Raw genomic sequence first — 13360 nt, 5'->3', positions numbered from 1 at the left:
ACGCCCGTGACGGATTCCCCGCCCGACAATACCTACAACGTCCTGTTCCTCTGCACCGGCAACTCGGCGCGCTCGATCCTGGCGGAGGCGCTGATGAACAAGCTGGGCGAAGGCCGCGTCCGCGCCTTCTCGGCGGGCTCGTTCCCGAAGGGCGAGGTCAATCCTCACGCCCTGCCCTTGGTGCGCAGCCTGGGATTCCGCGACGAGGACTTCCGCTCCAAGTCCTGGGACGAGTTCGCTGCGCCGGGCGCCCCGCCGATCGATTTCGTCTTCACCGTCTGTGACGACGCCGCCGGCGAAGTCTGCCCGATCTGGCCGGGCAAGCCGATGACCGCCCACTGGGGCATTCCCGACCCGGCGGCGGTGGAGGGCTCCGAAGCCGAGATCGGCGCGGCTTTCGCCGAGGCCTGTCGGCAGCTGGGCAACCGCATCAACCTGTTCCTGAACCTGCCCATCGAGGCCATCGACCGCATGTCCCTGCAGACCCGGCTGCGGGAGATCGGCAACACCAAGGACGTCCCGGCGCAATGAGCCGGTCGGACGCGAGCCTGGAGCCGCCGCTCCAGGACTTCAGCATCGCCCGACGCCTGGTCGCCGAGGGGCTGGGCACGGCGCTGCTGTTGGCGGTGGTGATCGGGTCCGGGATCATGGGCCAGCGCCTATCCGGCGGGAACGACGCCATCGCCCTCCTGGGCAACACCGTCGCCACCGGCGCCGGCCTCGTGGTCCTGATCACCGTCTTCGGGCCGATCTCCGGCGCCCACTTCAATCCCGCCGTGACACTGGTCTTCGCGCTCCGCCGGGAGCTCCCGGCGCGGCTCGCCCTCGCCTACGCCCTCGTCCAGATGGCGGGCGGCGTCCTGGGCGTCTGGGCGGCGCATGCGATGTTCGCCGAGCCCCTGTGGCAGATCTCCACCCGGCTCCGCGACGGTCCCAGCCAGGCCTGGTCGGAGCTGGTCGCCACCTTCGGCCTGATCCTCACCATCCTGGGCGCGCTGCGGGCGCGTCCGGAGGCCACGCCCATGGCTGTCGGCCTCTACATCACCGCCGCCTACTGGTTCACCGGCTCGACGTCGTTCGCCAACCCGGCGGTGACCCTCGCACGCAGCCTCAGCAATACCTTCGCGGGCATCGCGCCGTCATCGGCGCCGGCGTTCATCGCCGCGCAGCTCGCCGGCGCCCTGGTCGCGGCCGCTCTATGCCGCTGGTTGCTGGATGGTCGCGCCGCTAGAGTCCCCAGGACGGGCGACGACGCCAGTTGAAACGCGCGCCCAGGCCGGCTTTGATTGGGCGGTGAGTCCGCGCATCGAAGAACCGGTTGAGGGCCTGACGCCGCGAGACTGGAGGGTCGCGAGCTTTTCGCTTCCCTTTCTGCTCGATGTGGTCGCCAACGGCGTCGGCCGTCTGAAGTCGCTGGACGCGCTGCTGGTGCTCGCGATCAACCAGGCGAACATCGCGCCGCTGACACGGGATTCAGCTGCGCGGATCCGGTACGGCCAACTCGACGCGCCCGCGCCGGACGAGGAGCGTCGGCCGATCAGCGTGAGTTCGATCGCCGACTCGCTGGGCATCCCGTTCGAGACCGCTCGGCGCCGGGTCAGACGGCTGGAGGCCGACGGCGCCTGCGCGACGTGGCCGGATGGCGTGGTCGTTCCGGCGACCTTCCTCGCCTCGCCGGCCTATGTGCAGTCCGTGGTGGTCGGGCACGAGCGTCTGCGCGCCTTCTACGTCGAAATCGGCGCGGCGGGGCTGATCGAGCCGCTGCCGCCGCCCACGACGTTTTCGCCCGCGGAGGACGTGCCGATCCGAGCGGCGGCCCGGCTGCTGGCGGACTATGTGCTCCGCGCCTCCGATGGATTGATGCGGCAGGCCGGGGACGTCATTTCGGCGCTGGTCCTGCTCGCGCTGCTCGGCGCGGTCGTGGGCGCCGAGCGGCGCGTGGAGGCTGTGGCGCCCGTGCGGGTCATTGCGGAACGACTCCAGCTGCCGCTCGAGACGGTGCGCCGCCACGCCGACCGCCTCGTCGGGCAAGGGCTCTGCCAGCGGGTGGCCGGCGGCCTGGCCATGACGGAGGACAACCTGTCGTGCGAGGGCCTGCGGCTGTGGTTCGCCGAGAACGCCGCGAACGTGCAGCGCCTGATGGCCGGGCTGGCCGAGCGAGGCGTGGTGCTGGGGTGGGAGGAGGCCCAGGTGGCGGAGGGACGCCGATGCGTCTGAGGCTCGTTCCTTAGCCCCCGCCGATCAGGTCCCTGAGCCGCAGGGCGTTGGCCGCCGCCGCGCCGGAGGTGGTGTTGTCGAAGACGCACCAGGTCTCGCGAGCCGGATGAGCCCTCAGTTGCGCGGCAAGCCCTTCAAGCCAAGCCTCGTCATAGGCCGAATAGTACATCCTGGGCGACCCATGCAGGCGCCAGTAGGCGAAGCCGGACCAGCCGCCCGGTGAGCCGGCGCCCGGATGGCGCGCCGGATCGGCCGCCACCCGGGCGACCTCGAACCCTCGCATCAGGTCGTCCGCCGCGGCGTCGAACCAGCTCAGGTGGCGGGGCTCACAGGCCACCGGCCCGTCGAAACGCGTCCGCAGGCCGGCGAAGAACCGGCCGGCCGCCGCAGCGTCGAACCCCAGGCTCGGGGGCAGCTGCACGAGCACGGGGCCAAGCTTCTGCCCCAGCAGGCGGGCCTCCGCCAGGAAGGCGTCGAGCATGCCGTCGGTGTCCGCCAGCCTGCGATCGTGGGTGATGGTCCGCGGCGTCTTCACCGCGAACCGGAAGCCCTCCGGCGTCGTCTGGCGCCAGCGCTCGTAGGTGGTCGCGCGATGCGAGCGGTAGAAGGTGGTGTTGATCTCGGCGGCGCTGAACCGGGCGGCGTACCGCTGGAGCCCGCTGCCGCCGGCGGGAAAGGCCTCGGCGACCGCCCGCGGGATCGTCCAGCCGGCCGTGCCGATTCGCACGTCCGTCATGGCGCCCTAGCGGCCAGCAAGCTGCGCCGGCGGGCCAGGACGATGGCCAGGTCGTAGGGAATCGCTAGCGCCTCGCGCAGCCGCATGTAGGTCCAGTGGCGGCGGCCTGCCCCGCCATGCCCCGGCGCGGCCGGACCCGCCTCGGCGCGGACGCCGAGCGCGGCGAGCAGCAGGCGGATGCGCGGCAGGTGATAGCGGTCGCTGCAGACGATGCAGCGGCGGTAGCCGCCCCCGCGCAGCGTCCGCGCGGTCGCCACCACGCTCTGCAACGTGTCGCGGCTGGCTTCGTCGAGCATGAGCCGGTCGGGGGCGACGCCGCGGGCGATCAGCGCGGCGGCCATGACGGAGGCTTCGGAGGGGCCGAATCGGCCGGCCGCGCCGGAGCACAGGATCAGCGCGTCCGGCGCATCGGCTGCGGCGCGCGCGGCGTAGTCGATGCGGCGCAAGAGCGTCGGCGACGGCCGCCCGTCAGGCCAGACCGCCGCTCCGAACAGCACGATGAGGGTTTGGCCCCTTCCCATGCCGCCAAGGATCGCGCGGACCGCGCCGCGCCGCCAGCCTCAGCCTCTGCGGTCCTGGTTCATCGGGGGCTGGTGTTCTTCGATCAGGTCGACGCGCTCGGCCTCGCGGACCGCCCGTGTGACGTTCAGTCGCGTCAGAATCTTGGCCTCGCCGTACTTCTTCCGCGCGGCTTCCAGCGCCGGGCGCCAGCTCTGGCTGGCGAGGTTGTCGGTTTCGCCGGCATAGACGACAGTCGCCCCCTCGGAGGTGACCTCAGCGATCACATAGTTGGCGCCGGCCGGCGGCAGGAAGCGTTCCTCCTCCAGCGGCGTATAGCGGTAACGGGCGCCGGATTTCCCGGCCAGCTCGATCTGGCGACTCAAACTCACTCTCCAGCCTCAAACAAACGCATGCCCCCGACGACGCGGGCGCCGGACCATGCTTCAGGGTCGAGTTGGGCCAAAAGTAGGCCTAGCTTAACCATGGCGATCACCTCTGCGCGAGCGTGACTATGGGTTCGACCCGCCTCGCGCCGCCGTTGCATCAGGAACAACCGCGGCCGTAATGCGTTCGGTCAAAGCGCCGTCTCTGCTAGAGTCCACTCTCGCAAAGGGAGCGCGACTCGCCGCCGTGGCCGCGATATGTCCCGAGCCGGAGCCCGCGAGAAACCACCCCAAATGGAGAGACCCGCCGACTTCAGCCTCCGCACCGCGGCGGATCGTCCCACAGTCGTCCTGGCGGGCGACTGGACGGCGAACGGCGTCGGCGAGGCCGGCTCCGCCCTTGCCGAGGCGCTGAGCAGCGTCAGCGACTTCGTGCTCGACATGCGCCGGGTGCGCCGGCTCGACACCGCCGGCGCCTACGCGGTGATCCGCGCCGCGCGCGACAGCTTCGACCTCTCCAAGGTGAAGGCGCGGCCCGAGACCCTGCGCCTGCTGCAGCTGGTGGCCGACGCGCGCCAGGTCGAGCCGGTGGTGCGCGAGCCGCCGCGCGACTTCCACGATCTCACCATCCGCATCGGCAAGGGTGTGATGGACGTGGCCCTCGAGGGCCTCGACACCATGGTCTTCCTCGGCCACCTGCTGGTGGTCATCGCGCGGACCGCGGTCAACCTGTTCATCAATCCCAAGCGCATCCGCTGGGCGGCGATCGTCTCCCAGATGGAGCGCGCCGGACTGGACGCCATCCCGATCGTCGCCACCACCTCCTTCTTCATCGGCGCGGTTGTGGGCCTGCTGGGCGCCAACATGCTGCGCCAGTTCGGCGCCGAGGTGTTCGCCGTCGAGCTGATCGGCATCGCCGTCCTGCGCGAGTTCAACATCATCATCACCGCGGTGCTGCTGGCCGGCCGCTCGGCGTCCTCGTTCGCCGCGGAGATCGGCTCGATGAAGATGAGCCAGGAGATCGACGCCATGCGCGTCCTGGGCGTCGATCCGTTCGAGGCCCTGGTGTTCCCGCGCTTCGCCGCGCTGCTGGTGACCATTCCGCTGCTGACCTTCGTCGCAACCCTCGCCGGCCTGTTCGGCGGGCTGATGGTCGTCTGGACGGTGCTGGACCTCGGCCCGGCCTTCTTCCTCCAGCGCATCGTCGACAACGTCGGCGTGGCCCATTTCTGGATCGGCCTGTCCAAGGCGCCGGTCATGGCCGCGGTGATCGCCGGGATCGGCTGCCGGCAGGGCCTGGAGGTCGGCGGCGACGTGGAGTCCCTGGGCCGCCGGGTGACCGCCGCCGTCGTCCACGCCATCTTCGCGATCATCATGATCGATGCCGCCTTCGCCCTCGTCTACATGGAGCTCGGCATTTGAGCGCTCCGAGCGACGACGACGAATTCGACGACGCGGACCTGCTCGACAGCGAGGGCCCTGCGATCGAGGTGCGTGGCCTGGTCAGCGCCTTCGGCGACCGGATCATCCATGACGGCCTCGACCTGACGGTGGAGCGCGGCGAAGTGCTGGGCGTCGTCGGCGGATCCGGGGCCGGCAAGTCGGTGCTGCTCAACACCATCATCGGCCTGCGCCGGCCGCGGGCGGGGTCCGTGAAGGTGTTCGGGCAGGACATCCAATACGCCTCGCGGCGCACCTGGACCGCCATCGAGCGGCGGTGGGGCGTCCTCTTCCAGCAGGGCGCGCTGTTCTCCAACCTGACGGTGAAGGAGAACGTCTCCGCGCCGATGTACGAACACACGCGGCTGTCGCGTCAGGAGATCGGCGAGCTCTCGGACCTGAAGATCGCGCTCGTGGGCCTGCCGCCGGACGCCGGGGTGCTGAAGCCTTCGGAGCTGTCGGGCGGGATGCGCAAGCGGGCGGGCCTGGCCCGGGCCCTGGCCCTCGACCCGGAGCTGCTGTTTCTGGACGAGCCCACCGCCGGGCTCGACCCGATCTCGGCCGCGGCCTTCGACGAGCTGATCAAGGACCTGTCCGACAGCCTTGACCTGACCGTCTTCATGATCACCCACGACCTCGACACCCTCTACGAGATCACCGACCGCGTGGCGGTGATCGCCGACAGGAAGGTCGTGGCGGTCGGCACGGTGCGCGAACTCGAAAAGTCGGACCACCCTTGGATCCGCGAGTATTTCCTGGGTCCCCGCGGTCGCGCCGCCGGGGCCAAGGCGAAGACGGAGGCCTGATGGAAAAGAACGCCAACTACGCCCTGGTGGGCCTCTCATCGCTGATCCTGTTCCTGGGCCTGGTGATCTTCGTCGTCTGGCTGGCGCGGCTGCAGTTCGCCCAGGAGAACGACATCTACGAGATCCTCTTCCAGGGTCCCGTGCGCGGCCTGAACCAGGGCGGCGAGGTGCACTTCAACGGCATCAAGGTCGGCGAGGTAACCAAGATCGCGCTCGACCGCACGAACCCCAGCCGGGTGCTTGCGCAGGCCCGCGTGACGTCCGACGTGCCGATTCGGGTGGATTCCTACGCCACCCTGGAGCCGCAGGGGATCACCGGGGTCAACTACATCCAGATCACCGCCGGCACCCCCTCCAAGCCGTTGCTGAAGGACGTCACGCCGAAGGACAAGATCCCGGTCATCCGCAGCCAGCGCAGCGCCCTGTCCGACCTGCTGGAGGGCGGCGGCACGGTGCTGACCCGCACCATCGAGGCGCTCGACCGGATCAACCGCGTGCTGTCCGACCAGAACATCAAGAACTTCTCCGCCACCGTCTCCGACGCCCAGGCGATCACTGCCGAGGTGCGCGAGCGCAAGGCGATCATCGCCGACGCCCAGAAGGCGCTGCAGGACGTCGACACCGCGACCCAGCAGGTCACCGAACTCGCCAAGACCGGCAACCAGATCCTCGACACCGACGGGCGCCGGACCATGAAGAACGTCGCCGACGCCGCCGAGGAGGCCAAGGCCACGGCCAGCGAAGCCCGAGGCATGATCGCCAAGCTGCAGGGCCCGACCACGGACTTCGCCAACAACGGCCTGCCGCAGATCACCGCCGCAGTGATCCAGCTGCAGACCGCCGCAGAGTCCCTGTCGCGCCTCGTCAACGACATCCAGGCCAACCCCACGGGGGCCATCGGCAAGCCGGCCGCCGAAGAAGTGAAGGTGAAGCCATGATCCGCTCGAACAGCCTTCCGACCACCCTCCTGCGGCTGGCCGCCGTCGGCGCCTGCGCCCTGATGCTCAGCGGCTGCATCTCGCTGCTCCCGAAGAGCAAGCCGGCGCAGCTCTACCGGTTCGGCCAGCATCAGGCCCCGCCGGCGACGGGGCCGGCGGCGGCCGGCGCCGCGCCGATCGGGGTGTTCCGCGCCAGCGGCGTCTTCCAGCAGGAATCCGCCGGCGACCGCATTCTGACCATCACCGGCGAACACGCCGCCTATATCGCCCAGGCCCGTTGGGTGGCGCCGGCGGCCGTGCTGTTCGACGCCGCGGTGCTGAACGCCTTCGACGCCCACGGCGGCCGCGCGCGGCTGGTCTCGCGTGGCGAGCCCGCGCACAGCGACTACGCCCTGCGGCTCGACGTGCGGGATTTCGAGACCCGCTACGAGTCCGGCGAGAAGGCCGCGCCGACGGTGGTGGTGCGTGTTCGCGCGCAGCTGACCCGCAGCCAGAACAACGCCGTGGTCGGCGAGCAGATCTTCGAAGCGCGCGTCCCGGCCGACAACAACCGGGTCGGCGCCATCGTTGGCGCCTACGACAAGGCGCTCACCGAGGTGCTGGGCAAGGTGGTCGCCTGGACCGACGGCTCGCTGACCTAGGCGAGGCCCTGGAGCCGCCGGGCGGCGGTGACGGTGTTCTGCAGCAGGACGGCCACGGTCATCAGGCCGACGCCGCCCGGCACCGGCGTGATCCAGCCGGCGACCTGGCTGGCCTCCTTGAAGTTCACGTCGCCGACCACCTTGGTGCGGCCCGCGGCGGCCTTCGCCGGGTCGTCGAACGGCACCCGGTTGATGCCGACGTCGATCACCGCCGCGCCCGGCTTGATCCAGTCGCCGCGGATCATCCGCGGCCGTCCCACCGCCGCCACCAGGATGTCGGCCTCGCGGCAGACGGCCGGCAGGTCGCGGGTGCGGGAATGGGCGATAGTCACCGTGCAGTCGGCCTGCAGCAGCAACTGGGCGATCGGGCGGCCGACCAGCACCGAGCGGCCGACGACCACGGCGCGCAGTCCCGACAGGTCGCCCACCGTCTCGCGCAGCAGGATCATGCAGCCCAGCGGCGTGCAGGGCGTCAGCGCCGGCATGCCGCTGGCCAGCCGTCCGGCGTTGACCACATGCAGGCCGTCGACGTCCTTGTCGGGATTGATGGCCGCCAGCACCGCCCGCTCGTCGAGGTGCTTCGGCAGCGGCAACTGCACCAGGATGCCGTGGATCAGCGGGTCGGCGTTCAGCTCGGCGATCAGCCGCATCAGCTCGGCCTGCTGGGTGTCCCCGGGCAGCCGGTGGGTGACCGAGTGCATGCCCACAGCCAGCGAGTGCTCGCCTTTCGACCGGACGTAGATCTGGCTGGCCGGATCGTCGCCCACCAGCACCACGGCGAGGCCGGGCTGGAGGCCATGGTCGGCCTTCAACTGGGCGACCTCGCGGGCCACCTCGGCGCGTAACCGCTCGGCGTAGACCTTGCCGTCGATGATCTTTGCTGGGGAAGAGGCAAGCTCGGACATGGTCCCTCCGGAACAGGCTCCCGCACTAGCCGTTCAGGCTGGGTCGCGCAAACCAACGAAAAGACATGTCCGTTCCGATGAGCAAATTCAGCGAGGCGTTCGCCCAGATCGCCAGCGGCGTTTCCCGCTGGACCGGCCGCCCCCTCACCTTCCTCGCCTGCTGCCTGATCGTCGTCGTCTGGGCCGCGACCGGCCCGGTCTTCCACTACTCCGACACCTGGCAGCTGATCATCAACACCGGCACGACCATCGTGACCTTCCTGATGGTCTTCCTGATCCAGAACACCCAGAACCGCGACAACGCCGCCCTGCAGGCCAAGCTGGACGAGCTGATCCGGGTGACCCAGGCCAAGAACGAGTTCATCGGCATCGAGCACCTCTCCGACCAGGAGCTCGAGGACATCCTGGCGGAGTGCGAAAGCCATCGCCCGGAAGTCGTGCAGCGGGCCGAGGCGCGGGCCAGCCGCAACCGCAAGCAGGAAATCGGACAGGCCCGCAAGCGCGCCACCGGGCGGGCCAAGACCCGGACCCGCGCCGCGGGCTAGCGCTTCACCCGCCTGAGCCAGGCCGCGACGGCCCAGGCATGGGCGTCGCGATCGAGGGTCCGGAGCGCCTCGTGGGCCTCCATCCACACCAGGGTGTGGTCGTCCTCGATCTTCAGCGCCGGGTCTTCGGACAGCAGGCGGCCCAAGAAGAAGCTCCCGCGGGTGTTGTGGGACTGACCCTCGTCGTTGACGAAGAAGTGGTCCGCGTGAAGGAAGGGCTCGGCCACCGCCACCCGCAGGCCCGCCTCCTCGCCGCACTCGCGCACAGCCGCCTGGGCAGGCGCCTCGCCGGGCTCCAGGCCGCCGCCGGGCAGGTCCAGCCGCCAGCCGCCCTTCCGGCGCGCGACACGGACCACGGCGATCTTCCCCGCGCGCGCCACGATGACGAAGGCCGCCGGCCGGTCGGGATAGGCGCGCCCGGGCTCTGCGACGCCGAACTGGGGGACCGCCATCAGTCGATGCCGTAGAGCGCCGGATAGGGATCGATCCGGCCCGCCACCACATCGGCCACCGCGACCGGCTTCCAGCCGACGGTCTGGGTGGCGCTCGCCCGCCACGCCTCCACCATCATGTCGCGCAGCTCCGAGGCGCCGACCGCGATCTGCCGGGTGGCGAGCGCCGGCCCGCGCGGATCGCCAGGGTCGAGGCCGCCGGCCTTCGCCAGCTGATAGAAGGGCTCGACCAGCTTGGCGGTGTCGGCGAGATAGGCCGCCGTCTGCGCCTCGATCGTGCACTGGCAAATGCTCAGCGGCGCCACCTGGGCGGCCACCGCCTCAGGCCGGACGGTCGCCTGCACGAGATCGCTCTCGAAGGGCCCGTGGAGGTGGGCGGTCGGGTAGCCGCCGGGATTGGGGAAGTCGCCCCAGCCGTTGTAGTGCACCGTCAGGTGCAGCGGCTGGCTGCCGTCGCCGACAAAGTGCGACAGGGCCCCGGCGTCCTCGAGGATCTGCGCCTCGCGGCGGCGCTTGTCGGCGACGAAGAAGTCGCGGTGCGCCGCCCAGGCGGGATTGGCCTCGGCGGCGTTCAGCACCCGCCAGTAGGCGAAGTCGATGGCCAGCTGCTGCCAGCGGTCGACGATCGAGTACGGGAGGTAGCCGGCCTTCCAGCTGTCCTGGCCGACGGCCCGCAGCGCGGTCTCGAAGTCCGCCCGGGTCGGCGGCAGCGCCGCGAGCGTCGGGCCGCCCAGCACCTTGCCGGCGTCGTCGATGTCGAGGAAGTGGCCGGCGTCACGGTCGCGGTCGTGGACCTTGCCGGCGCTCTTGGAGCGGTCGGGCTCGCGGGAGAATTCGCCGATGTCGCGGGCGGCCTGCGGCGTGCGCAGGAAGGCCGGAACCTCGGCCGGCAGCGCGCGGACGGCGGTCTCGCCGATGATGCGGTGGCCGGTGGAGCCCCAGGCGAGCGCCGCCGACGGAGCCGCGGCGACGGCGGCCATCAGGGCGAAGGTCACAAGACGTTTCATATGTCCCGTTTGCGAGGTTCTCCGGCCCAAGGCAAGCCGGCTTCACCGGGATCGCGAAAGCTTCACCTTGGCGCTCAGGAGGCGATCCCCAGCGCCTCCTCCACCCGTCCCACCCAGGCCTCTACCCGCGGATAGCGGGCGAGATCGAAGCCGCCCTCGTGGGCGACGCGGGTGTAGGCGATGAGGGATAGGTCCGCGAGCGTGGGCGCCGTCCCCACCAGGAAGGGTCCATCCGCCAGCGCCTCGTCCAGCCGCGCCAGCGCGGCTGCGCCGCGTTCGACGATTCGCGGGTCCAGGTCGGCGGCGGACTTGCCGAGGTAGCGCACATGGAAGCGGGCCACGGCGACGTAGGGCTCATGGCTGTACTGCTCCCAGAACAGCCATTCGAGCATGCGGGCGCGCTCGTAGGCGTCGGCGGGGATCAGGTCCGAGCCCTCGGCGAGGTGCAGGATGATGGCGTTGGACTGGGCCAGCGGACGTCCGTCGCCGAGCACAACGACCGGCACCTGGCCCGCCGCGTTCAGCGCCAGGAACTGGGGCGTGCGGCTCTCGCCCTTGAGGATGTCCGTCTCGATCCAGGTGTACGGCAGGCCGAGATAGTCGGCCGTCCATTTGACCTTCAGGCAGTTTCCCGAGATCGAGTCGCCGTAGATTTTCATGAGCCGCCCCCCGTCTTGCGGGAGGGATGAGGAGCCGAAACGCCGAGTGGAAGCAAGCGAAGAGGCTTGCGACCGGCTATCAGGAATGCTCACAGGCCGCCGCGCCGCCAAGCTCCAGGGTTGCCCCTGGCGCCCCGAGCCGGTAAGACTCAGCTTGCTACCAGTTCAACGACGAAGGAGGACGCCGTCTTGCGACGCCGCCTCGCCGCCCTGGCCGCCCTCTCGCTCTTCGCGCTTGGGTCCAACGCGCAAGCCGCGACTTCCGATCCCATCGGCGACATGATCATGTCGGTGGTCACCGGGACGATGCCGGGCGCTCCCGGCTGGAACGTGAAAGCCACCCTCTACCACGCCGGCGCCAAGGGCGTTGGCGCGCTCGACTCGCTGGGCTGCAAGGTCGTGGCCATGCGCACCGTCGCGGTCGACAAGGCCCTGATCCCCAAGCGCAGCGTGCTGTTCATCAAGGAAACCGTCGGCCTGAAGATGCCCGACGGCACCGTCCACGACGGCTACTGGTACGCCTCCGACACCGGCGGCGCGATCAAGGGCAAGCGCATCGACCTGTTCACCGGGGCCGGCTCCGGCTCGATGGGCGCGCTGCGGGCCCTGAACCTGGCCACCCTCACCGCCATCAAGGTCGGTGAGTTCAAGGGCTGCCCGCCGAACTAACGGCCGGTCGACGAGACCACCTTCCCCCGAGCACTGCACGCCGCCGCGCCAGCTGGCGCGATCCCGCATGTTCCGGAGGAAAGCCTTTGATCCACAAGCCGAATTTCTTCCTGCTCACCGGCGGACCCGGCGTCGGCAAGACCACCGTCATCGAGCGCTTGGCGGCGATGGGTGAGGTCTGCATCCCCGAGACCCACCGCGCGGTGATCCGGGACCAGGCAGCCCGTGGCGGGAGCGCCCTGCCCTGGGCCGACCACGCGGCCTACTGCACGCTGACCGCCGAGCGTGACATCGCCCGGTTCGACAGCCTCTCCGGCGAGACCCGGCGGGTGTTCTTCGATCGCGGCGTCCTGGACAGTTTCGGGCAGGGTTTCGATCCCCCCGCGGCCCTGCTCGCCGCCGCCCGCGCCCGCCGCTACAACCGCCACGCCTTCCTGTTTCCACCCTGGGCGGAGATCTACCGCACCGACGGCGAGCGGAAGCAGGACTTCGCCGAGGCCGAGCGGACCTACGGGCACGTCAAGCGGCTGCTCGCCGAGTTCGGCTATGAGGGCGTGGACGTCCCGCGGGCGGGCCCCGAGGAACGCGCCCGCTTCGTCCTGCAGACGGCGAAGCGGCTGGCCGCCTAGGTTTCGACGAAGGCCTTCTCGAGCACGAAGTCGCCGGGCTTGGCGATCGAGCCCTCCACGAAGCCGCGGTCGAGCAACTGCTGCTTCAGGTCGGCCAGCACCGAGGGACCGCCGCACAGCATCACCCGGTCGACGGCCGGATCGAACGCCGGGACGCCCAGGTCCTCGAACAGCTTGCCATTCTCGATCAGGTCGGTGATCCGGCCCTGGGTCTTGAACGGCTCGCGCGTGACGGTCGGGTAGTAGCGCAGCTTCGGCCCGATCAGCTCGCCGAGGTCCGGGTCGCGCCCCAGCTCGTGCTCCAGCAGGTCGCGGTAGTTCAGGTCCGCGACCTCGCGCACGGTGTGGGTGACGATTGCTTCGTCGAAGCGCTCGTAGACGTCCGGATCGCGCACCAGCGACAGCCAGGGCGCGAGGCCCGTGCCGGTGCCCAGCATGTAGAGCCGCTTGCCGGGCTTCAGGCCGTCCAGCACCAGGGTGCCGGTGGGCTTGCGGCCGATCAGCACCTGGTCGCCGACCTTGATGTTCTGCAGGCGCGAGGTCAGCGGGCCGTCGGCCACCTTGATCGAATAGAACTCCAGCTCCTCGTGCCAGGCCGGCGAGGCGATCGAGTAGGCGCGCACCAGCGGCTTGCCCTCCGGCGTCATCAGCCCGACCATCACGAACTGGCCGCTGGCGAACCGCAGCCCCGGGTCGCGGGTGGTGCGGAACGAGAACAGGCTGGGCGTCCAGTGCTGGACCCAGGTCACCGTCTCGAGAAAGAAGGCGCCGCTGGCCTTCAGGGCGGGCTGCGGCGCTACGGAAACATCATTCATCGGTCAAAAGCTCTCTC

The 13360-nt window shown here is 70.3% G+C and carries 18 protein-coding genes; 10 read left to right on the top strand and 8 right to left on the bottom strand.

Annotated features, from left to right (window positions below; all coding sequences use genetic code 11):
- Positions 1-6 precede the first annotated feature (6 nt).
- The 3 genes from DJ021_RS14770 to DJ021_RS14760 are packed head-to-tail and all read left to right on the top strand — an operon-like array spanning position 7 to position 2217.
- Complete coding sequence (locus tag DJ021_RS14770) at positions 7-531, top strand: arsenate reductase ArsC (RefSeq protein ID WP_111458272.1); 525 nt, start codon at positions 7-9, stop codon at positions 529-531.
- Positions 528-1262 (top strand): MIP/aquaporin family protein, encoded by a 735-nt coding sequence (locus tag DJ021_RS14765; RefSeq protein ID WP_111458271.1) that lies wholly within the window; start codon positions 528-530, stop codon positions 1260-1262. The genes DJ021_RS14770 and DJ021_RS14765 overlap by 4 nt, the downstream gene beginning before the upstream one ends.
- 31 nt (positions 1263-1293) lie before the next feature.
- Positions 1294-2217 (top strand): hypothetical protein, encoded by a 924-nt coding sequence (locus DJ021_RS14760; protein WP_133255036.1) that lies wholly within the window; start codon positions 1294-1296, stop codon positions 2215-2217.
- A gap of 10 nt (positions 2218-2227) precedes the next feature.
- Here DJ021_RS14760 and DJ021_RS14755 read toward each other — a convergent pair whose 3' ends face one another.
- Genes DJ021_RS14755 through DJ021_RS14745 form a run of 3 tightly spaced genes read right to left on the bottom strand, consistent with a single transcriptional unit; the run spans position 2228 to position 3837 of the window.
- Entirely contained in the window at positions 2228-2953 is a 726-nt protein-coding gene (locus tag DJ021_RS14755) for a DUF72 domain-containing protein (protein ID WP_111458269.1), read from the bottom strand.
- A complete protein-coding gene (locus DJ021_RS14750; RefSeq protein WP_111458268.1) occupies positions 2950-3474 on the bottom strand; it encodes a YdcF family protein in 525 nt (174 codons plus the stop codon). Before DJ021_RS14750 ends, DJ021_RS14755 begins: the two co-directional genes overlap by 4 nt.
- 39 nt (positions 3475-3513) lie before the next feature.
- Complete coding sequence (locus tag DJ021_RS14745) at positions 3514-3837, bottom strand: hypothetical protein (RefSeq protein WP_111458267.1); 324 nt, start codon at positions 3835-3837, stop codon at positions 3514-3516.
- Positions 3838-4131: 294 nt separating this feature from the next.
- On the opposite strand from DJ021_RS14745, the gene DJ021_RS14740 reads away from it, so the two are divergent.
- The 4 genes from DJ021_RS14740 to DJ021_RS14725 are packed head-to-tail and all read left to right on the top strand — an operon-like array spanning position 4132 to position 7662.
- A complete protein-coding gene (locus tag DJ021_RS14740; protein ID WP_111458266.1) occupies positions 4132-5259 on the top strand; it encodes an ABC transporter permease in 1128 nt (375 codons plus the stop codon).
- 38 nt (positions 5260-5297) lie between these two features.
- Complete coding sequence (locus DJ021_RS14735; RefSeq protein ID WP_424444204.1) at positions 5298-6083, top strand: ABC transporter ATP-binding protein; 786 nt, start codon at positions 5298-5300, stop codon at positions 6081-6083.
- On the top strand, positions 6083-7021 hold the full coding sequence (locus tag DJ021_RS14730; protein ID WP_111458264.1) for an MlaD family protein: 939 nt from the start codon (positions 6083-6085) through the stop codon (positions 7019-7021). The genes DJ021_RS14735 and DJ021_RS14730 overlap by 1 nt, the downstream gene beginning before the upstream one ends.
- Complete coding sequence (locus DJ021_RS14725; protein WP_111458263.1) at positions 7018-7662, top strand: ABC-type transport auxiliary lipoprotein family protein; 645 nt, start codon at positions 7018-7020, stop codon at positions 7660-7662. Before DJ021_RS14730 ends, DJ021_RS14725 begins: the two co-directional genes overlap by 4 nt.
- Here DJ021_RS14725 and folD read toward each other — a convergent pair.
- On the bottom strand, positions 7659-8567 hold the full coding sequence (folD, locus tag DJ021_RS14720) for a bifunctional methylenetetrahydrofolate dehydrogenase/methenyltetrahydrofolate cyclohydrolase FolD (RefSeq protein ID WP_111458262.1): 909 nt from the start codon (positions 8565-8567) through the stop codon (positions 7659-7661). The genes DJ021_RS14725 and folD overlap by 4 nt on opposite strands.
- 77 nt (positions 8568-8644) lie before the next feature.
- Between folD and DJ021_RS14715 the strand changes: the two genes are divergently transcribed.
- Positions 8645-9112 carry a low affinity iron permease family protein gene (locus DJ021_RS14715; protein ID WP_111459125.1) on the top strand — a complete coding sequence of 156 codons (468 nt, stop codon included), beginning with the start codon at positions 8645-8647 and terminating at the stop codon, positions 9110-9112.
- On the opposite strand, the gene DJ021_RS14710 is transcribed toward DJ021_RS14715, so the two are convergent.
- The 3 genes from DJ021_RS14710 to DJ021_RS14700 form a co-directional block, all read right to left on the bottom strand.
- The gene (locus DJ021_RS14710; RefSeq protein WP_111458261.1) at positions 9109-9564 is read right to left on the bottom strand and encodes an NUDIX domain-containing protein; all 456 of its coding nucleotides are present in this window, start codon (positions 9562-9564) and stop codon (positions 9109-9111) included. The two genes, DJ021_RS14715 and DJ021_RS14710, sit on opposite strands and share 4 nt — an antisense overlap.
- Positions 9564-10571: a phospholipase C/P1 nuclease family protein gene (locus DJ021_RS14705; protein WP_111458260.1), complete on the bottom strand. Its 1008-nt coding sequence runs from the start codon at positions 10569-10571 to the stop codon at positions 9564-9566. Before DJ021_RS14705 ends, DJ021_RS14710 begins: the two co-directional genes overlap by 1 nt.
- 74 nt (positions 10572-10645) lie before the next feature.
- Positions 10646-11230, bottom strand: a complete 585-nt coding sequence (locus tag DJ021_RS14700; protein WP_111458259.1) for a glutathione S-transferase family protein — start codon at positions 11228-11230, stop codon at positions 10646-10648.
- A 189-nt stretch (positions 11231-11419) separates the two neighbouring features.
- Between DJ021_RS14700 and DJ021_RS14695 the strand changes: the two genes are divergently transcribed.
- Positions 11420-11899, top strand: coding sequence for a 3D domain-containing protein (locus DJ021_RS14695; RefSeq protein ID WP_243626045.1), 480 nt, complete (start codon positions 11420-11422; stop codon positions 11897-11899).
- Between the two features lie 86 nt (positions 11900-11985).
- Complete coding sequence (locus DJ021_RS14690; protein WP_165837233.1) at positions 11986-12528, top strand: AAA family ATPase; 543 nt, start codon at positions 11986-11988, stop codon at positions 12526-12528.
- On the opposite strand, the gene DJ021_RS14685 is transcribed toward DJ021_RS14690, so the two are convergent.
- Positions 12525-13343, bottom strand: coding sequence for a ferredoxin--NADP reductase (locus DJ021_RS14685; RefSeq protein WP_111458257.1), 819 nt, complete (start codon positions 13341-13343; stop codon positions 12525-12527). The two genes, DJ021_RS14690 and DJ021_RS14685, sit on opposite strands and share 4 nt — an antisense overlap.
- Positions 13344-13360 lie beyond the last annotated feature (17 nt).

The organism is Phenylobacterium hankyongense (assembly GCF_003254505.1).
In the GTDB taxonomy this organism is placed as follows: Bacteria; Pseudomonadota; Alphaproteobacteria; order Caulobacterales; family Caulobacteraceae; genus Phenylobacterium; species Phenylobacterium hankyongense.
This window is presented reverse-complemented; position numbering and strand designations above follow the sequence as displayed.